The sequence below is a fragment of the Levilactobacillus fuyuanensis genome, assembly GCF_003946395.1.
GTDB lineage: Bacteria > Bacillota > Bacilli > Lactobacillales > Lactobacillaceae > Levilactobacillus > Levilactobacillus fuyuanensis.
This window is the reverse complement of the sequence record NZ_RHNZ01000018.1, coordinates 41,966-63,134: the sequence shown is the minus strand read 5'-3', so window position 1 is coordinate 63,134 and position 21,169 is coordinate 41,966. Positions and strand designations below refer to the sequence as shown.

Here is a 21,169-nt window from a genome sequence, read left to right as displayed (position 1 = left end):
TGCTAACTATCATAAGGGAGAGGCTTTCCCTTTTCAATTGCTTATTTTTCTATTTACACATAATTATTTAAACACTCTTTCTGGAAAATAACAATCTATCTCAGTGATGAGCTGAATGACAGAAACGTATAAGGCTAGTGACATCACAGTACAATTGAACGGCATCAGGCGGAGAATATTAGAAGAATAGATTGTGGTTAGGTGCTATTGTAATCATACAAAGACAAAGCCGCACACGCTATCTCTACAGGTAGTGTGTGCGGCTTGTATGGTCTAAGTGAATCTAGCGTCCAGCCTGACTACTCAATCCGGCTAGAATTATCTTAATATTAATCAATGCCTATACATAGGAAGAAAGCAAAACATTTTGATCTAAACGACACGTAACTGAAACGTCACTCTTCTTGCTACACCAGACGACAACACATCAAGGATTGAAACCAACTAGCATAACCGTACCAGACCGACTAAGCGTCACCGCGCATATGGGCCACGGATTGCGGATACATGCAGCCACCGGTGTCCAGGTTGATCAGCACGCCACCCGCCAGGAGAAAGCCGTTGTCTTGGCTATCGGGGTCCAGCTTACTCACCACGTCGCGAACGAAGTCGAAGTTCTTGTCGTGCATCTGAGCTGGGTCCGTGTAGGCATGCCCTTCCTGGATGTCGTAAAACACGGCTGGAGCGGTACCGGGGTCCAACTCGAACTTAGTCACGTCCAGTGGAAAGGGAACCACGTTATCCTTGTGTGACTTTGGTGGGGTCATGTCGGGCGTGACGTTCTGGTCAGAGAGAGTGCCGCTGACGGATTGGTCGGTAGCAGGCAGGCGCTTGTTCAGGTACGTGTATTTAGTTGTCATTTAAGACTCCTTTTTTTGACTTTAGGAGTTGCCGTTAGTTTCTAAGTCTCACTATAACCGATGGGCAGCGGGGATGCACGAGAAATGCGATGCGGCGTGCAGAAAGCGATGGCTGAGCGGTTAAAGGTGACTATTTCAGAAATAGCGACAATGAGGAGCGAGGGGGATGATTGTGGCCGATAATAGATACTACCGAAAAGAGGGCAAAATAAAAGCGCCAGCGAGAATTTCGCTGACGCCTACCTTAAAGAAGTTAATCGTTTCCGTTCTCCACGGAAGCGATCACTTTAAGGTAACTATTTCCAGTTGCCAAAAAGCATCACCCCCTTTCATTTAATGACCACAGTATGGACCCGCACCGGGAGAAAAGCAAGTGAATTGCCTTTCCTTAACTTTGGGTTAAAGTTAAGCAAATCAAAATAGCTTAACCGGGGCTTAATCAATGTCTTTCACAGCGGTTTCAACGATTAAAAACTAATGGGTTAAATGACAACAATATTACAAAATTCGTGATATTGTTTCATTCCAACGACAAAAAGGAGTTAATCCTTGTTTATTGGCGATTATCCGGCTATAATCATAATCGTAGTTAGGGGATAGCTTGAACGGGTCGCGAAGTTAGGGGAGAAATTTCTTAACAAAATCGCTTACTTCGGTTATACTATTCTTGCTTGATAAATTACATACATTATGTTTGGAGGAAGAAATTTATGCAATCAAGTTTAAAGAAATCACTTTACTTGGGCCTCGCTGCTTTGAGCTTTGCTGGCGTTGCTGCAGTATCAACTACTGCTAACGCTAAGTCATATGCTAAGGCCGGTGCCTATACAACCTTGAAGGCTGACGCTACTACTCGTAACGTTGAAGCTACTGGTTCAAACGCATTATACACTAAGCCAGGTACTGTTAAGGGTGCTAAGGTTGTCGCATCTAAGGCTACTATGGCTAAGTTAGCTGCTTCAAAGAAGTCAGCTGACTACTTCCGTGCTTACGGTGTTAAAACTACTAACCGTGGCTCAGTTTACTACCGTGTCGTAACTATGAACGGTAAGTACCGTGGTTACATCTACGGTGGTAAGTCTGACACTGCCTTTGCTGGTGGTATCAAGGCTGCTAACACTACTACTGATAAGACTGCTACTGACTCTATGGTTGGTAAGACTGTTTACTTTGCACAACCTGGTACTACTAACGTTACGTGGACTGCACCTAAGTACACCCAATACAAGGCTACCAAGAATGTCGTTAACACTAAGCCATTCACTAAGGATACTTTGAAGGTTACTAAGGCAGCTACTAAGACGCGTGAAGGCTCATTGTACTACTACGTACAAGACACTACTCACCCATCTGTTAGTGGTTGGATCTACAGCAAGGCTATCACCACTGATTCATCAAACGCCTTTGACGAAGTTACCGATGTAAAGGTTAACTTTGTAAATGACAAGGGTGCTACTGTTGGATCAACTATTCTTCAAAACCTGAAGACTGATGCTGATCAAACCAAGACTGCTACTGAAACTGGTACTGCCGTTGGTACTGCTGCTGAAGCAGGTGTAACGCCAGATGTTGCTAAGAAGGCTCTTACTGGTACTGGTTACAGTTATACTGAAACCAACGCCAACAAAGCAGCTTTGTTATCTGCTAAGACTGGTGACACTGTTAAGTTGAATGTTACTGAAAACAGCACAGTTACTACGCCATTGTTCTTCAAGTCAGCTGCAACTACTGTAACTGCTAACGATTCTCAGAACTTAACTCAGTTCAATGCTGGTGACACTGCTAGTGCTACTACTGTAGTTCTTCCTACGTTATCTGCTGGCTTCAAGGGTGTTGACGGTGCTGCATTTACTGCTGCTACCTTGGAAGCATTCGGTAAGGCTAACAACCTCACTACTCTTTACACTCCAACTTACCAAGACAACGGTAAGTCCACTTACGTGAAGTATGTTCTGAGTGGCGCTGAAGATGGTACTTACGGTGTTAACTCTTCCGCTACTTTGGTTTACAAGGGTACTGTTATGGAAGGTACTTCACCTGCTGACTCATCATCATCTGCTTCAAGTGATGGTAGTGTCATCGGTAGTGTTTCCTCATCAGCTAGCTCAGTAAGCTCATCATCTTCATCTAGCTCATCTTCATCTGAAGGTACTAGTACTGGTGAAGCTGCTAGCGGCCAAACTGCTACTTCTGTAGTTAAATAATTAGTTTAAACTAATATTATAAGAGCGATCCGTCATGGATCGCTCTTTTTTTGATCTCTGATGTGATATTTCGAAAAACATATTTTTGATCTTTTTCAACATGTTATAATTGATTTATTGGTTTTTTTGAAGCTTATTTAGGAGGATGACTTTTTGGATAAAAATAGAAGGCGTTGGCATTTGTCATTGCGTCACTTAACACTCATAGGGGCATTTCTAGTTCCAGTGCTAATCATGACAATTTATTTTGCTTATCGTCATATGGAACCATTTGGATCAAGCAGCTTATTAACTGTTGATTTGGGTCAACAGTATATTGACTTCTTTGCCTACATGCGAAGAGCAATTCTACAAGATCATAGTAGCTTTTTTTACTCCTTTTCTAATGCTTTGGGTGGTGAAATGCTGGGAACTTGGGCATATTACCTTTTAAGTCCATTGAATTGGATTCTACTATTCTTCTCGGGCACATCCCTAACCATAGGGGTTTACTTTTTGACTGTGATTAAGTATGGGCTAGCCGGGTTGTCATTTGCTTGGCTCTTGTTGAAGCTTTCAAAGCAAACTGGCGGAAAAGTGATTGCTTTTGCGACTATGTATGCGATGATGGGATGGATAATTTCTAATCAGCTCAATATTATTTGGATGGATGCGCCGTACTTGTTACCACTGGTTTTTTACGGGTTGTACCTTGTCATAAATACTGGGAAGTGGCGTACATACGTTATATGGTTGACTATTACCCTTATAATTAACTACTATATGGCATATATGATTTGCTTATTTATGATTCTGATGTTCATTTTTATGGCAGTAGATAAATACATAAATTGGCAAAGCTTATTAAGACAAGCTGGTCGGTTTGCTTGGACTTCTATCGTATCAGGCCTTTTGGCCGCCTTTTTTCTCTTACCAACTTGGTGGTCTTTATCACAGAGTAAGGTACAGTATACTGTTAAAGGAATTGCGTGGAAGTTTGAAATTTTTCCACCTAACATAATAACGAAATTCTTTTCGGGTACGTTTACCTATGATCAGATGCAACTAGGAATGGCCAACTTATTTGTTGGTGCTATTGCGCTACTTGGAGCACTTTTTTATTTTACTGATAGTCGAGTCGCTTTGAGAACTAGAATCACTGCAGGAATAATTACAGTGTTCTTTGGCTTGTCGGTTTGTTTTCAACCGCTTGATCTGCTGTGGCATGCTGGGCAATTTCCGGTTTGGTATCCATATCGTTTCTCGTTCGTTATTGGTTTCTGGTTAATTTGGTTGGCAGCACAGACCTTGACCAATGACTTCAAGCCTAATTGGAAGGCTATAACTTCAGTATTGATTATTTTAGCAGTTGGCATTCTCTATTCGACTTTAAGGCTTAAGAGCTTGAAATTTTTGCATATGGGTCAAATTTGGTTGGGAATCTTCTTTATAATATTGGCGTTGGTATTAATTATTATTCCAATCAAGTCAAAATGGATTTATCCAATGTTGTTCTTTGTAGTTGGAACTGCAGATGTTTCCATAAACATGGTACTTTCCCTTAATCAGATGAGTTATGTCCCACAGAGCGAATATGGTGTTTATACGAAGGCCTTGCAGGGATATGTTAATCAGATTCAGGCAAAGGATAGTAGTTTTTATCGGATTGACAAGACCTTTATGAGAACAAAAGGGGACGCGTTACAAACTAACTTTAACGGTGGGGGTATATTTACCTCGGTTCTTCCTAAAGACACGGCAAGTTTCTATGGCCATATAGGTAGTGTTGATGGAGCCGGATCGGTCGATTATACAAATGGTTCCCTACTTACTGATGCACTTCTAAGTATGAAGTATCATATAGGATATAATGAAATTAAATCTGGGGCAATTGATATAACTAATCCACTAAGTCCTTCGTCTAATAGAAAGGATTTGTCTGAATATAAAGTTATTTCTCACAATGAAAGAGCCAATGTTTATAAAGATGAATCTGCATTGCCATTAGGTTTTGTGGCCAGTTCGAAGATCTTAACTCTAAGGGATAAGTCGCAAGATCCAACAAAATTTCAGGGAGCTTGGCTGTCTGCATTGACTGGAAATAGGTTGGATAAACATATCTTTACCCCTCAGAATTTTAGCAAAATCACTTTTGATAATGTTCAGAAGCAGTATAAGGTAACGGAAGCGACTTTCCGGAAGACTGATAAGACTAAACAGGCATCCTTTACATTGTACTTTAAGCCAGAAACTAATGATGCTTACTATTTGACTATGGGTCCTTTAATGAGCAGCAAAAATGTTACCCTGTCTTTGAATGGAAAAAGTATTGTACAAAGTGCGCCGTATCGGCATAATGTTTTGGTGAGTGTTGCCAATCATGCAAAGGGAAAAATGCAAAAGTTAACGTTTGCATTGCAAAAGAAGTCATTACGTTTGCAAAACTTCACGTTATATAGTTTGAATAATAGTGAAGTTAAGGCGGCTGCAGAGCAGTTACAAGTACAGCCATGGAAATTGACTAAACACAATAATCGCCTCTTGAGCGGTACGGTAGTTTCAAAATCGGCTGGTCAGGTTTTGAATACATCGATTCCATATTCAAAGGGCTGGCAAGTTAAGGTTAACGGCCAAAAGGTTAAAACCTACAAAACGGTAGGCATGTTTACAGCTGTTAAGCTACCAAAGGGTAAGAGTACCGTGTCCTTTGCTTATTGGCCACCATTGCTAAATATGGGGATTATTGTAAGCTTATTAACATTGGTAGGATTAATTGCTGAGTCATGGATTGTTAAAAAGAAACATAAATAAGATCACTAAAGATGATTTTATCAGCTTTAAAGTACTAAATAGAGGCAGTCACATAATCGGCTTATTTTGTTCTTTGTCAATTAGTATTGATAAAATGAATTGTGGCAAGGTAATAAGTAACAGTAGCAGCCTCGGAATCATATTTTTTAAGATTTAAAGAGAAGATGGTGTCCTCAAAAACGGGGATGCCTTTTTCTGTATTTTCATACAGATGGTCACGTGTTAACTCAGTTATCTTTCTAAAGTTCTATGTAAATCTTCGCTTAAGCCCTAAACTTTTCACCCTTTTCCCTATGCTCTTCTGGTATACTTATGAGCGTTGCAACAATCTGCAATAAATTATGTTTCATCGGAGGAGAACAAAAGATGCAAAAAAGTTTAAAGAACTCACTGTACCTTGGCTTAGCAGTATTGAGTTTAGGGGCCGCTACGGTCGTTAGCACGAGTGCTGACGCCGCTTCTAAGGCTAAGGTATCATCTGACGTTACCATGAAGACTGATGCTACTACGCGTAATGTTGAAGCAACGGGGAAGAATGCTTTATACAGCAAGCCTGGTACCGTTAAGGGTGCTAAGCGCGTGGCTTCTAAGTCAACCATGAAGAAGCTGGCTAACTCCAGCAAGTCTGGCGACTACTTCCGGGCATACCGGGTAGCCAAGACGAACAAGGGCTTGGTTTACTACAAGGTTGTGACCATGGATGGTAAGTACCGTGGCTACATCTACGGTGGTAAGGACACAAGCGTCTTTGCTGGTGGGATCACTTCTGCTAGCACGACGACTAAGGCAACGATGCCTACTCGGACGACTGGCTTCCATTTGACGAATGCTAAGAAGAACGGTCTCTGGACTGCGCCTAAGAACACCCAATACAAGGCTAAGAGTGTTAGCTTGTACGGTGCCAACTCATCAGACACTTTCACTGTGTCTGATGCTCAAACTAAGACGCGTGAAGGTAGCTTATACTACTACGTGACTGACAACCAGAACAAGAGTATTGCTGGCTGGATCTACGTTGGCAAGGGTTACCAAGATGCTTCAACGAAGACCTTGGGTGGTTTGTCAGTTAACGCCGCTGAACCAGATGCTACGAACGATAACAGTGTGACTGTTGTTTACCGTACTAACGGGGCACAAGTTGGCTCTGCTAAGTTCATTACGACAGACAGTACTGCTAAGGCTGGTAAGGCTGTCGGAACTATGGTAAACACGGCCAAGGAAACTTTGGACAAGTTTGCCGCTAACTCTGTGCCAGCTGGGTACCAATTGACGACTGATAAAGTTTCAACGACTAATGCGACCTTTGGTAACTCACTGTATGTTGATGTAACGGCTGCAGCTACGTCTAAGGTATCATTGAACGTTGAAAAGGTTAACAACGGTTCTTACTCGATCAGTAGCCCATTGACCACTGGTTCACTGAATGCTAGTGAAGCGTCAGTAACGTTGAACGCTGCTGGGATTGCTGCGTTGAGTGGCACGAAAGGTCAAGTGATTGGCGATAAGCTAGCAACAATCGCTGCTGGTTTCTCCAAGACCTTTGAAGGAACGAAAACCTACTACACGACTGATGGTACGGCAGTGCACTACCAATTCACCTTTACGCCAGCTAACTTCGAAATCGATAACCGAAATGCAGCTTTCGGTGACACTTTGAAGGCTAGCTTTGTTGCAACTTTGGTTCCTAATGCAGCTACTTCAACTTCCACTAACAACAGCTGGATTGCTTAACATATAATTTGAATTGATTGCATAATGTGGGAGGCCTCGGATCTTTGATCTGGGGCCTTTTTAAGATGGAAGAGGTTATTGCGTTAACCGGCTATCCCGTTACGGTTAGGCAATATCTGTATCTTTATCAGTAGAATAGTGATGTAGCTTTGAGCAATTACCGGATATTGGCCCAGTCTTTATGGTATGCTAGCAATAGAAAATTGCTTGTTTTAGAAAGCGGAAGGAGGGAATCTAAATGGCAACGGTTAGAATTGAAGTGCAACCTGTAGTTTTGGAGTGGGTGGCGAATCATGCACAAAACCTCAACGATAAGTGGTTGCAGAAACTAAATTTGTGGCTTTCTGGAGAAAAACAACCGACCTTAAAACAGCTGAAAGATGTCAGCAATGCCGCTAAGATGCCCTTCGGTTATTTCTTTCTACATGAAGCGCCGCAGGAAGACTTACCCTTATTGAAGTGCCGGACTGTGGATAATATCGAAATTGAACATCCAAGCCGTGATTTGATTGAAATCATGGAAGATATGGTGGCGAAGTGAGATCAGTAACCACACTGGTTCTCGTTTTGACAAATTGATGATTTAATTCAAGTGGAACTAATTACATAATTATTGGGAATAACTAATTGGTAGGTGAAACGATAGTCGTAGGTGTTGACTTGCGGGTATGTTATGCTGATAATATTGGGACCGAGAAGAATTATATTTCTCGAGGAAGGCATGATAAGGGGAAAGCGTTATACGACTTCTCAATCGTATCATTATTTGAAATACCACTATTGCAGACAAGGCTAAGATAACCTACCTGGTGCCTTTATTAGGTGTATGAATTTAAATATTTAACCAGAAAAGCCTAACGAAAAAATGGGAGAGAAAATCAATGACTAGTATTGACTATGTTTTTACAGATAAGAAGAATGCAGCGGCTTATCTGTATTCAAAATTAGAGAATAAAACACCAATTAAGATACAAAAGGGTCTCTACTTCTTGTGGGCATTTTATGCGGCTACTTATGGGAACATAAATTACGATGTAGATGCAGGATTTTCAGATGGTACAAGCTCGAAAAAGTATCCGTCTGAACTTTTTAAACCAGATTTTGAGGCTTGGCGTTATGGGCCGGTGGATAATGAAATCTGGGCAATGAGTAAACACAGTAAAATTAGTGATTTGCCAGCTACAATCAATACAGAGTTAGGTACAACAATGCAACGTGAAATTGAGTTGTTTATGGATGATCTAATAAAAGACATTGATAATGTTAATGATTTTGGCCTTGTGGAACGTTCTCATCGGGATTCGGCTTGGCGTGAGGCTTTCGACAAAAGTAATGAGCACGACCATCAGCCAATGGATGCGGCTAAGATCAAGGAGGATTATGTCGGCTATGTTCAAGCCCAGTCTGAACTTTAAGGTACAGTTGGAACCTGAGGGCGAAAATAAACTAGATGCTGGATCTGGTGTCCATTTAATGCGAACACCGTACGAGAAGTCGGCATTAAATGCACATGACATACAGGCTAAAGTGGCTTTCTTGAATACTTCTTTTGATGGGAAGGACATACCAAGTGTGTCGTATTCTAATTTACTTCCGAATGAAAAGCTGAGTTTCTCGGGCGGGTATGTTGATGTCGCAGTGCGGAAGCTTTTGGAAGAGCCAACGATTATTAATCATGGATGCAAGTCAATTAATATTTATGCGGATGATGGTGAACGTTTTCAGACAGTAATAACTGAGTTCCTAGGCGCAGATACTTTTGAAAAGTATCGGGAAGATTTTAGAGAATCTGATGTTCAAACGCCGGAGCAGCAGACTGATCAGCGTGGTAAGTTTCGTGTAATTAGTTTGTACTGGGTGGGAACTGAGGATAATAGTTCAACACTGTTTATTGTGGTATTAGATCCATACCACCTGGTTTTTCCCACTGGGGATAATTGGGAGAGATTGTATACGAGTCATTCTGCGCGTAGTTTGCGCAACGGACAAACATTTGAAGATGCTTATCATCAAGAATTTGAGAAGATTGACCGGTTCAATGTCGGGAGCCTGTAATTTTGAGACGGGACGACTCTTCAAGATAGAACACCAACAGGAGCATCTTGTTGAATATAATCCTAAAAACGGGAGAAAAACCAAAATTCGTGGTTTTTCTCCCGTTTCCTATATTCCGGAGCTGCTTATGTGGGACAGCTCTCGTATTCTGTTTGGAGGTGTAGCAGCAGTCTCAAGTTTACTTTGAATCTAAATCAAGCTTATTCAGCCGTCATGGTGCTACTACCAGCCGTCAAAGCATAGCTTCCAGCGGCGTTGTAGTTCAGCACTAATGATGAACTGCCGAAGGTGATGCCGGTTGGTAAGGCACCGGTGTTCAACGTGTATTTGGTGTAGAGCTTGTTACCGGCTGTGTTGGTAGATTGTGTGGTGCCATCTGATTCGTAGACTGGCACGTAGATCGTGTTTAATTTAGCCGAAGTCAATGCCGACGTCAGGTCACTCTGTGAAGCGGTCGTGCCGCCCACGCCTTGGTAATCAGTGGTGAAGTTGGTTTGGGCCGTGGTGACTGCCGTGCTCCCATCGGCAGCTAAGGCGTCCGTCGTGGTCAATTTTTCACTGGCGCCAGAGGTGGCATTCAGCGCATATGAGCTGGCCACGGTAATCCCAGCGGCCGCGTTAGCCGTCACGGGTACCGTCACGCTACTGCCCCAAGTCGTCGTGTCTGAGACGTAGCTGTTGGAGGCGTTCGACAGGCTATAGCCGGCTGGCAGGTAGGCTGATGCGGCAATATCTTTATTGACGGTTGCGGCATCGTCCGTCCCCAAGGCGGCGCCGGATTTAGCACTCGCTGTGGTAATCAGCACGCCACTCTTCACAGTTTTGCCGGTGGTGTTATCCACGTAGTTGACCGTGATACTCTTGGCGCTGGTGATGGTACTATTTTCGCCAGTCTGCAGGGCGCCTGCGTAGATCCAGCCAGTGATCTTGGTATTGTTGTTATCGGTCACGTGGTAGTACAGGGACCCTTCCTTGGTCTTCGTGGCCGCGGAGTCCACCGTGAAGGAGTCAGAAGCCAGCGCAGACGTACTGTTGATGACCTTGCTTGCCTTGTATTGGGTGTACTTAGGGGCACTCCACAGTGTGTTCGCCGTGCCCGGATTCTTTAAATAATAAGTCTTCGTCGATGGCGTGGTTGCCGTCGTCGTAGTATTGGCAGAGGTGATCCCACCAGCAAATGTGCCGGCCGTCTTCCCGCCGTAGATGTAGCCACGGTATTTGCCATCCATGGAGACGATCTTATAGTAAACGGAGCCACGGTTGGTGGTCTTCTGGCCGTAAGCGCGGAAGTAGCTAGCGGACTTGTTGGAAGCGGCTAAGGTCTTCATGGTTGCTTTGGAAGCGACCACTTTGGCACCCTTGACCGTGCCAGGCTTGGAGTAGAGGGCGTTGGTCCCGTTAACGGCAACGTTTCGCGAGCTTGCGTCCGTCTTCAAAGTGGTATAGGTACCAGCGGTCGCGTAGGACTTGGCAGAAGCAGTCGTCGCAGTGGCGGTCGCAACCCCCACAAGACTCAGGGCAGCTAGGCCAACGTAAAGTGATTTCTTTAAACTTGATTGCATATCTATTGTCTCCCTTATAATCGAATGGTTAAGTCAATCGTGACTTAACAGGGGATAAGTATAGCAAAGGATTGGGCGGTATTTTCGCGGTCGGGGAGTTCGTGCGTGGCGGGTGACCTCGGGGTTTGCCAGCGTGGCTGGCGCTTGGAATTGTGGTGAGCGGCGTATAGTGTGGGTGCCATCCTGTACGGCGGCTGTAGTTAGGTGTCGATGGTGATTTGGGGACTGGACTATTTGGTGCTTGGTGGTGAGAAAGTTGCGGGGGATTTAGTTTCGGTTAAGCTAGCGGCTCTGTGTTGGTGGGATTGTGACAGAGTAAAACGGCGTCCCCACTATGAGCGGAGGACGCCGTTAATGCCAGAGATGAGTTTGGCAAAGCTATTTATGGATTTTGACAACGTGACCCTTCAAAAGCCAGACTTGATGGCCAGCGCGATCCTTCACTTGGTAGTGCGTGGTGATTTTACCCTTGAATTTCACCTTGGCGACCTTGACTAATTTCCACTTCTTGACTGACTTCTTAGGCGTGTGGCCCTTCAGTTTGTGGAGGTAGGCGTCCTTGAAGGTTTTCTTGTTGGCCTTTAAGCGGTAGTTGAAGGTCGTGTTGAACTTCTTCATTGAGACAATCTTAGCTTTAGGCTGCTTCTTGTGCGGCTTGCCACTCTGCGTTGGTTTGTTTTGAGCTGGCTTATTAGGTGTCGGCTTAGTTGGCGTCTGTGTGTTGGGTTGCGTTGGCTTTGATGGTTCCGGTGCTGGTGTTGGCGTTGGTGCCGGTGTGCTTGGAACTTGTGGCGCACTTGGGTTCGTGGCGGCTGGATAGGACGTGTTCTGACCATCCGTGGAGATCAGGTACTTGGCACGTAACTGGTCTTGTTGGGCCGGTGTGAACTTCAGCAGGTCGTTGATGTATTTGTCCATCGTACCATAGCGCGCGAGAATTTCGCGGTAGTATTCCATGATCCAGGCCCGTTCGACGTGGCGGCCGGTCTGGTTAGATTGGAGGAAGTCGTTGATGATCGTCTTCCGGTCCATCCCTAGAATGGTCATGATCAGGACGGTCCCAATCCCAGTCCGGTCCTTACCCGAGCTACAGTGGTAGAGCGTGGCGTTGGGATTGGTTAGCAGCATGTTCAAGAATTGATGGTAACCCGTCACGGCGTGGTAGCCGAATTCCAGCTGCCAGTTGTAGAACTCGCCGTCGCCCTTACCGTTGGTGTCGGCGAGGTTCCCCAGGATTGAAATAGAGGTCAGTGATGCCCCGGGGATGGCTTTGTCGGGTTGTTTGGACTGTTGCCCCGGCGTCCGGAGGTCAACAATGGAGGTGACGTGGTGATCCTTGGACAGCTTGGTGGCGTCGGACGGCGTCAGCTTGCTTAAGTTATCGGAGCGGAGCAGGCGGTTTTGACGAATTTGCCATTTACCATCGGCCGTCTTGTACCCGCCAATATCCCGGGTGTTCTTGGTACCTTCAAGAGGAATCAGGGTGTCTTTGACGTCGCCGTACTGTGCGACTTGGTCGGCTAAGTATGCGGGATATTCTGGCGAACCAGGCTTGGGTTGCGTAGCGGTTGGTGCCGCCGTCTGGGTGATCGGAGCGGTTTCGGGTGTGGCGGTCGTTGCAGCTAAGGCGCTGGACGTTCCCAGGCCACCTAAAGACAGGGCCACCCAGGCGAGACTTAGTGATTTGACGATCGTTGCGCGTTGCATATGATTCCTCCTGTGATGTTTTTTACTTGATGACAAGAACAGAGTATAGCAGGGGAATGTTGCGGTATTGTAGATTTTATGTATAAACTCGGTAAAGGCTTGTGAAAAGTTGAATTAGTTGTTGGGGCTAGATAATCGCGAGTTGGCCGGGTATGGGGGTGAATTCTAGGCGTGGGATAGGGCGCGACCTGAATGGATTATTAATAAAATTATGAGATGGGGTGCGGGTGGAAAGTGTATTGGTGGTAGGCGTCATTCTAGGATTATGGTTGTGAGTAGTGATCAATTCGTGTGTAATATGATAGTTCTAGGGGATTGCCACGGGGCATGTTATGCTTGGACAACATAACTAAGGAAGAGGAGCGACATTTATTTTTCAGAGTTCATTCTTTCTGATAGGACACTACAGGCCGTAAAAATATTAGGTTCAATGTTATACTTAACGAAATAAACGTTATACTATTAGGCACTAATTAGGCTTCTGAATGGTGAAGCGATGAGGAGCAATGGCTATGAGAATTCAAAATCTAGGACCAATCAAGGATGCGACAATCAAGCTGAATAAGCTGACAGTATTCATTGGAAATAATGGGACCGGGAAGACACTAGCTGCTTATAGTGTCTTTGCATTTCGCAATTGGTTGGAGAATAGCTTCCGGCCAGAGTTTTTCAATCAAGAGGAAGTCAACGCATTGATGGATTCCGGCGAAGTTATTTTTCCCGTGGGTGAGAGCCGAGACCGGTTACAAAAACAAGTTGTTAGCGCATTTAATCGGCTCAATAATAACGGCGAATATTTCGCTGACTTCTTTAAAGGCCCCAACCTGTATGTGCGAGGGACATCTAAGATTACAATCGATGCAGGGGACCTGACGACGGCACTTCGACCGATTAAAGGAATGGCGCAATCGTATGTCACTGGTGTTGCAGATGGCGATACGGTTAGTCGACATCAATATCTACTTGTTTCTGAGTTCGCTGATGACTATAAAACGGTCAAAGTTACACGAACTGAGATTTCTCCCATGAAGGTTGAGGCAAAGAATGCGCCCATACTGGCTCAAGATACAATTCTGAATTATTTAAATGCGGGTATTAGTCGGCTATTTTTAGATCTTTATGCCAATAGCTGTTACCTCCCTGCGGAGAGAATTGGAATTAACGTCTTTCGTGCCCAGTTAAATGCGCAGATTGTCCGGGAAAGGTTTGCAAATCCTGGTAGTCGGTTGAATGGGATACAGCAGGAGGGTGACGTGCGTTATCCTTATCCCATTGAATCCTATATTAATTACCTGAACAGCTCATTGATGTTGCTTGATCAGCCTTATCGTAAGGATATGGAGAATGAACACGCTTTGATGACGGAGTTGGTCCCTGGTGACTTTACGTTTGACAGTGATAATGACAAGCTCGCGTATACTCTGGATGATAGTGAGGGAACATCAAGAAGTGTTGATTTCAACTTAACATCGTCATCTCTGAAATCAATATTTGCTTTGGATCTCTTCTTACGACAATCGGATAATATGAGCTGGTTATTTATTGATGAGCCAGAAATGAATTTGCACCCGACGCGACAGGTTGCGGTGACCGATTTACTTTATGAGTTATCCAAGACGGGTACACCAGTTGTGGTTTCGACACACAGCGATTACGTTGTTAAGGAATTGGTTAATCAGATGTTGACGGATAAAGTAGATTCGGAGCTTGGCAACCAGCAGTCCGCTGAGAATGTTTCAGTCTATGAATTCGCGAAGGATGGCGTTACGGATTTAGGTGATATTTCAGCACGGGAAACCTTTGCCAATTTTGATGAGACAACAGATAATATTAATCAACGTTACTATCAGTTGCTCGATCAGATTGAGCGGAATTCTGGGGATGACGCCGATGAATGAAACTTACAGGCAGGCATTTAAAGATACTGTTGCGAGGACATTGTTCCGGGAGGGTAAGCGTGGCAAGTCACTGATTCAAGACATCCACGAGGAAGAATACGCGTTTAGTTTAGTTTTTCGTGTAAAGGATAATTTTGGTGTTGTGTTTCGGTTAGAGGACATTAAAGAACAAGCGAAGTATCTGAATGGTGGTAGTCGCGCACGTGGCAAGGACAATGATTGTACAATTATTGATGATGCTATTTTCCAGATTGAAGTTAAAAATAATAAAAAGATTGGACATACGCATGCAAACCAACAATTTCGTGGTGGCGAACTATGGTTGCGGCATTTATTACGTTTAGTCGCAAACGGTGATCCAGATATAATCACGCAGACTGAACGTCCTATTTATCGGTTGGTGCTCAAGCGTAGTCGGCGGTCTTCATTGTCACGTACCCATGCATACCCCATCTTGAATCACGAAACAAATTATCAAATTATTATTGGCACAAATGAGCGAAGAATTGATCTCACCCGTACTAAGAATGAACTGATGCAGAAGTACGCAGCGAGAAAATTTCAACTCGAATAGTGAGCAATTGGCAGTTACTCCCAAATTGGAGTGATTGTCTTTTTTTTATTTTGAGCCGCCTATTTCCCATGAATTTATTTATAAGCCAACATCCATGACTAAACCGGCGAAATTCGGTATAGTCATGGAGACGTTGAAAGCGGAACGAAGTTTGCAGAATATTATAGGATTTGTGTAAGCGTCACGCTACTTGGGTTTTCGGAAGGGGAGTCAGCTACATGGTCAAAGTTATTGCACGTGTCAGTCATCCGGATATCACGGGCGCACCCGTGGATTTCAAAGTTATTGAAGTGGAAGAACACCTTACGATTTTTAGTGAACCGATTGCCAACACCCACCGTTACTGGGTGCCAGCTACCGCCGATGTTGATGACGAGGAGGAGTATCTGGAACCCGTCGATGATCCAGACTACAATTTTCGGATGGATTTTGCCATCTACCGGCGGAAATACAATTTTCTCCAACCTGAAGAGATTCGGGCCGCCCGCCAAGAGATGGGCCTCTCCCAATCGGAAGCGGCGGTCGTCTTGGGACTCGATGAAAGCCTCCTGATCGATATCGAAGCCAACATGGCCCTGCAGCCCTACGACCAGGAACTCAAGTTGCGTTGGTTGCTATCTCCGATGACACTGAGCAGCTTTGTACGCAATCATCAAGAGATTATGCAAGAACGTTGCCGCCAGGCTGAGGTGGATGCTGAGGGCCTGCTGGAGAAGCTCGCCCATTATGAGCAGGCGGCCAATATTTAAAAATAAATGACTTGTGATTTATAAGCGGTGGCGAGGCAGTCAGGACGATGATTGCCGCTCATTCTATAAATAAACTGATAAGTGATTATAATTATTTACATCACATATGTTCAATAGTCACTTTCAATTCTAGTTGTGGCTCGCTATACTGGCCCTGTTCACCTACAACTTTTTCAGGGGAGAAATAGCATGAAATCTAGTTTAGCGAAATCGCTGTGTCTAGGCGCTGTGGCGGTGAGTTTCGGTGCAGTCGCGACCACGATGGGGCCGGCGCGCACGGCAGCAGCTTCGTCGAGCGCGAAGATTGTGTCCAAGGCGGCACTGGGCAAGAATGCACAGAATGTGGCAGTGACCGGGTCTAACGCCATTTACACCAAGCCGGGGACGGTTCGGGGCGCCAAGCTGGTCGCTTCCACCAGGCAGGTTAAGAAGTTGGCGAAGTCGGGGTACTCGAAGGATTACTTCCGGGCCTACCACATGGCGGTCACGAATCGGGGGTCGGTCTACTACAAGATCGTCTCGATGAATGGCAAGTATCGGGGATACATTTATGGTGGTAGCACCAAGGGCGTCTTAGCGGGTGGTATTGAAGTGGCCGAGACCACGAAGACCGCCACGATGCCATCGCGAACGACCGGTTTTCATTTGAAGAACGTTAACAAGAATACATTATGGACGGCACCGAAGAATACCCAGTACAAAGCGCACAAGGTCAGCCTGTATGGGTCCAATAAGCACGATACATTCACCGTATCCAAGGCTGAGACGAAGACGCGGGAGGGGACGCTGTACTACTACGTCACGTCCACAACGGATGCGTCGATTGCAGGCTGGATTTATGCCGGTAAAGGTTACCAAAACGCCAGCAGCACGTCATTTGGTGGTTTGATGGTGGGCGAGGTTGATCAGACGCCGACGAGTGATAACAGTGTCAAAGTGGTCTATCGCGAGAATGGTAAGTCGGTGGGGAACGCCACTTGGGTCACCGCACAGGCCAATACGCACGCCGGAAGTCGTGTGGACAACGCCAAGAATGCTGCGGGCACCAATCTGTCCGATTACGTGACGGCGATGACGCCTAGCGGCTATAAGGCAACGTCCGCGACTGCAGTGTCGAGTGCCGTGCTTGGTGCGACCTATGGTAATACGGTCTATGTCGATGTGATGTCGGCCGCTACCTCACAATTGCAATTGACCGTCGATGGTGTTGATAACGGCAAGGTTGCGGTAGTCGATGGCTTGAGTAACGGTAGTAAGTTGTCCGGCAAGAATCTGGCCATGACGCTTTCTACGGATGCAGTGCAAGCTCTGAGCGGTAAGGCGGGACAACTGATTGGGGAACTTAACCTGACCAAAGTTGAGATTGGGATTAATCGCGGTAGCATTAGCGGGACCAAGACCTACAAGGATCAGAGCGGGAACCTCTACCACTACGACTTTGTCTTTGACGCCGGTACCTTCGCAAGTAGCCACAAACTGGCGAAATACGGAGATGTACTGACCACCAATTTTAAGGCAACGTTGGTCGGTGGTAAGGCAACCGCAACTGCCAATGGTGGCAATTGGAGCGTGTCATAGCGTCACGCAATCATGTACGGGGACCGTCAAAAGTGGCGGTCCTTTTTTTCGTTACGACTGGCTTTTGTGATGACTGCGAAGACTCGTCAGTAAGCCAGCGAAAGTTTGCTTAATTATCAGTAAATTTATATTTAATTTGGTATACTAGGAGGCGTTAACACATAACTTAAACATTCAAGGGAGACAGTACATTATGCAATCAAGTTTAGCCAAATCGCTTTACCTTGGTTTAGCTGTTTTGAGCTTAGGGGCCGTTGCCACGGTTTCAACCACTGCCCAAGCTGCTAGCAAGGCTAAAGTTGTTTCAAGTAAGACTCTGAACACCGACGCTACGAAGCGCAACGTTCAACCTACTGGGAAGAACGCCCTCTACTCCAAGCCAGGGACTGTTAAGGGTGCCAAGATCGTTGCCTCAAAGAACACGATGAAGAAGTTGGCTTCTTCCAAGAAGTCCGCTGACTACTTCCGTGCTTACTACCAAAAGACGACGAACAAGGGGACTGTTTATTACAAGGTCGTTTCCATGGACGGTAAGTACCGTGGTTACGTTTATGGCGGTAAAAAGGCCGGCACTTTTGCTGGTGGGATCAAGAAGGCTTCAACGACGAAGGCCGCTACGATGCCTGCTAACACGACCGTTTACTTTGCCAAGCCTGGTAAGTCTGGCGTTACGTGGAGCGCTCCTAACTACACGCAATACAAGGCAACGAAGTCTGTTAAGGATACGACCGACTACGCTAACGATGTGCTGACTGTACAATCAGCTATCAAGAAGACGCGTGAAGGCTCAACTTACTACTACGTGACTGATGCCACTAACCCAAACGTTAACGGTTGGGTTTACTCTAAGAGTGTCACCACAACGAAGCCAGTTGGCGCTACGTTTAACGATGCTACTGACGTTAAGGTTAACTTTGCCACGAACGAGGGTAAGACTGTCGCTACTGGCACTTTAGCCGGCCTGACTGATGCTGCTGGCAAGACTCCCACTGCTAAAGGAACTGCCGTTGGTGCCAGTGCAACCTCTGCAGCAACTAATGACTGGGGTAAAGCTTTACTCGTTGGTACTGGTTACAAGTACTCACGTTCTGACTCAGTGAACTTAACGGCATTGAAGAATGCTAAGACGGGTGACACGATTACCTTGAGTGTTGCGCCAAATGCTGTGAAGTCTACTAAGGTTGATTTCTATGCAGCTACTGGTACGGCTGATCTTTCACAAGTTGCTGCAACGCCTTTAAAGACTTACACGACTGGTTCTAAGGCTGCTAACGATACTGTCGTTGTCTCAGCTACTAGTGACTTCTCTGGTATTGAAGGTAAGACTTTCGCTGCTAGTGATGTAATGGCTTACCTGAATGGTGCTAGCTTAGGCACGTTGTACACGCCTAACTACACCAAGAATGGTGGAACCACGCAATACTTTACGACTTACAAGCTGTCTAGTGCTTTGAGCGGGACTTATGGTTCAACGACTAAGGCATTCTATGTAGGAACTGAAACCGCTGGTGTTTCTCCAGCAGTTATCACGACAGCTACTACGGCTGCTACGACTACTAAATAAGCAAGTCACTGTTACACGAAGGACCGCCCCAACCGGAGCGGTCCTTTTTCTAATCTCAAGATCATCAATTCGGTAAGTTCTCGGGATGTTCCCGCAACTGTTCGTTGACCGCGGCGTAGAGGTTCTCCGCTTCCAGGAACGGTTGCAAACTGTCCACGCGTAACCGTTCTGCCAGCACGGCAATCACCTCGTTGGACACGGGAATCTGGGCCGCCTCCATTTGCCAGTAGGCCATGGGGGAGACGCCGTAGATCAGACTGGCCGTGTGGATGGGGCACCATTCATGATCCAAGCGAATGCAGCGGAGAATGTCGGCGTAGCTGTTGATGGCACGGGGGGCACGCATTTTGATGATACCATGCTCGGCGGCAAACGTGGCGCTGTCGGGCCAATCTAACGTTTCGTGATGATTCGCCGCTAATTCTAGTTCCGTGGTGAGGGTCAGCTCGAATAACGCCGTTGTTAAGTCTGGCGTTCGCTGCAGGGCGGCCACCTGATCGTTGTTCAGTCCGTAGCACTGGAAGATCAATGCCAACAGATCCGGGTTGGGGTGCGCGATGTGGTTGTGTTCCAATTCGCTCAGATACCAGCCAGGAATATCTAAATTTTTCAAAACCTCCGCGTGGCTGGCGCCATCCGCCAGCACCAAGCGGGCCTTGTATAGCACGTCGCCCAATGGATGTCGTTGCTTGGTCATACCCCTTCACCTCACCTTTTCCTAGAGTATACCAAGTAATTCTGGCTATTGCATGAAATCCCCATGAAATTTTGCGCTGATTTATGAGAAAGCTCGAATTTAATTGGTATAAATTAAATTATAGTTCGTCCACTATCCAACAAATGATGTCCGGCAGAAACTGTTTATACTAGCGGTTCAAGCTAACATCCGTTCTGAAATTAATTTTAAAAATTCAATGTATATTTCTTGCTATCATTCGGTTTTTGTGGCAATCTATAGCCGGGTAACAGGAAGGCCATGGTAAGCTATCGAATACCTCAATTTTCCTATTAAGGAGAATATCTATGGTTAACCCATTAACCCGCGGTCTTCGCCCCGAACTGCGTAGTCAGATCGAACGGGAAAATGTGATTGATTTTACGAAGTTACAGTTGGACGACGTGATCCGGCGAATTCCCACTGGCGAGCCCGAGCTGGATTGGCAGTCGGTGGTCTTTATCAAGAACTTCCGGCAAACGAATCTGGCGGCCGACTCCGTTGTGGTCACGATGCGTGATGGCTTTTTCCGTGCGGCACTCACGCCCAAGGCACTAGCCAATCTGATACTGACATCGACCAACATGGTGTGGCTCAACATGGGAAGCTATGTGAAAATGCTCGGGTTGAGTGAGCCGCTGCCCATTGTTAGTGGCAAATTGCGGGTCGTCGTCACGGAGCAACCCAAACATGGCGGTCATAATAGCTGGGTGGGGCTCCAATTCGTCGACAATATCAATGCCGTTTGGGGGAAGAAGCAGGTCCGGGCCCAACTTGATAATGGGATGGAGATGATCTTCAGTGATTCGGCTGAACGCTTACGTAAGAAGAATGACGAAACGTTACGTATCGCGCATCAAATGACGACTGAATTCCAATATACCCAACATCACGCCCAGTCCGTGAATGCCCTGTTGACCCAGGGAGAGTGTGATGGTCAGGCGGCGATTGAGTTTCATCAGCGCTATTTGCTGGTCAGTGGGCTCAATCTCATGGGGATTTCGGAATCTCAGGTGGACGTGACGCTTCTGCTTAAGCGCCTCCGTCAAGGTAACAAAGAAGCCTTGCGCTTCGACGATGAACGCTTTCAGGCATAAATCCCGTCATTCCAACGTTTGCAGGCACTCCGTATAAAGATAATAATAGCAAATTTGGCTAAGATGTGATTTGTTTATAATGTAG

General features: G+C 45.7%; 16 protein-coding genes. 12 read left to right on the top strand and 4 right to left on the bottom strand.

All coding sequences use genetic code 11. The features are described 5' to 3' along the window. Positions 1–467: 467 nt before the first annotated feature. Positions 468–860 carry a hypothetical protein gene (locus EKM73_RS10065; RefSeq protein ID WP_125701768.1) on the bottom strand — a complete coding sequence of 131 codons (393 nt, stop codon included), beginning with the start codon at positions 858–860 and terminating at the stop codon, positions 468–470. 710 nt (positions 861–1,570) lie between these two features. Between EKM73_RS10065 and EKM73_RS10060 the strand changes: the two genes are divergently transcribed. The 6 genes from EKM73_RS10060 (at position 1,571) to EKM73_RS10035 (ending at position 9,640) form a co-directional block, all read left to right on the top strand. Further along, positions 1,571–3,064, top strand: coding sequence for a hypothetical protein (locus EKM73_RS10060; protein WP_125701767.1), 1,494 nt, complete (start codon positions 1,571–1,573; stop codon positions 3,062–3,064). 153 nt (positions 3,065–3,217) lie between these two features. Further along, entirely contained in the window at positions 3,218–5,854 is a 2,637-nt protein-coding gene (locus EKM73_RS10055) for a YfhO family protein (protein ID WP_125701766.1), read from the top strand. 366 nt (positions 5,855–6,220) lie between these two features. Continuing rightward, complete coding sequence (locus EKM73_RS10050; protein WP_125701765.1) at positions 6,221–7,585, top strand: S-layer protein; 1,365 nt, start codon at positions 6,221–6,223, stop codon at positions 7,583–7,585. Positions 7,586–7,823: 238 nt separating this feature from the next. Beyond that, the gene (locus EKM73_RS10045) at positions 7,824–8,126 is read left to right on the top strand and encodes a hypothetical protein (RefSeq protein ID WP_125701764.1); all 303 of its coding nucleotides are present in this window, start codon (positions 7,824–7,826) and stop codon (positions 8,124–8,126) included. 340 nt (positions 8,127–8,466) lie between these two features. Further along, positions 8,467–9,000, top strand: coding sequence for a type II toxin-antitoxin system antitoxin SocA domain-containing protein (locus tag EKM73_RS10040; RefSeq protein WP_125701763.1), 534 nt, complete (start codon positions 8,467–8,469; stop codon positions 8,998–9,000). After that, the gene (locus tag EKM73_RS10035; protein WP_125701762.1) at positions 8,975–9,640 is read left to right on the top strand and encodes a hypothetical protein; all 666 of its coding nucleotides are present in this window, start codon (positions 8,975–8,977) and stop codon (positions 9,638–9,640) included. Before EKM73_RS10040 ends, EKM73_RS10035 begins: the two co-directional genes overlap by 26 nt. Before the next feature lie 200 nt (positions 9,641–9,840). Here EKM73_RS10035 and EKM73_RS10030 read toward each other — a convergent pair whose 3' ends face one another. After that, on the bottom strand, positions 9,841–11,202 hold the full coding sequence (locus tag EKM73_RS10030) for an S-layer protein (RefSeq protein ID WP_125701761.1): 1,362 nt from the start codon (positions 11,200–11,202) through the stop codon (positions 9,841–9,843). Positions 11,203–11,580: 378 nt separating this feature from the next. Further along, entirely contained in the window at positions 11,581–12,909 is a 1,329-nt protein-coding gene (locus tag EKM73_RS12975; protein ID WP_125701760.1) for a tyrosine-protein phosphatase, read from the bottom strand. A 512-nt stretch (positions 12,910–13,421) separates the two neighbouring features. Between EKM73_RS12975 and EKM73_RS10020 the strand changes: the two genes are divergently transcribed. From EKM73_RS10020 to EKM73_RS10000, 5 genes are all read left to right on the top strand, one after another. Continuing rightward, complete coding sequence (locus tag EKM73_RS10020; RefSeq protein ID WP_164508911.1) at positions 13,422–14,807, top strand: AAA family ATPase; 1,386 nt, start codon at positions 13,422–13,424, stop codon at positions 14,805–14,807. Continuing rightward, a complete protein-coding gene (locus EKM73_RS10015) occupies positions 14,800–15,381 on the top strand; it encodes a hypothetical protein (RefSeq protein ID WP_125701758.1) in 582 nt (193 codons plus the stop codon). Before EKM73_RS10020 ends, EKM73_RS10015 begins: the two co-directional genes overlap by 8 nt. Positions 15,382–15,599: 218 nt before the next feature. Then, a complete protein-coding gene (locus EKM73_RS10010; RefSeq protein WP_125701757.1) occupies positions 15,600–16,130 on the top strand; it encodes a hypothetical protein in 531 nt (176 codons plus the stop codon). A 189-nt stretch (positions 16,131–16,319) separates the two neighbouring features. Continuing rightward, positions 16,320–17,708: an S-layer protein gene (locus EKM73_RS10005; protein WP_191988633.1), complete on the top strand. Its 1,389-nt coding sequence runs from the start codon at positions 16,320–16,322 to the stop codon at positions 17,706–17,708. Between the two features lie 193 nt (positions 17,709–17,901). Further along, positions 17,902–19,272, top strand: a complete 1,371-nt coding sequence (locus EKM73_RS10000) for a hypothetical protein (RefSeq protein WP_125701756.1) — start codon at positions 17,902–17,904, stop codon at positions 19,270–19,272. A gap of 64 nt (positions 19,273–19,336) precedes the next feature. Here EKM73_RS10000 and EKM73_RS09995 read toward each other — a convergent pair whose 3' ends face one another. Then, positions 19,337–19,969, bottom strand: coding sequence for a hypothetical protein (locus EKM73_RS09995; RefSeq protein WP_125701755.1), 633 nt, complete (start codon positions 19,967–19,969; stop codon positions 19,337–19,339). 326 nt (positions 19,970–20,295) lie between these two features. On the opposite strand from EKM73_RS09995, the gene EKM73_RS09990 reads away from it, so the two are divergent. Next, positions 20,296–21,084, top strand: coding sequence for a hypothetical protein (locus EKM73_RS09990; protein ID WP_125701754.1), 789 nt, complete (start codon positions 20,296–20,298; stop codon positions 21,082–21,084). Positions 21,085–21,169 lie beyond the last annotated feature (85 nt).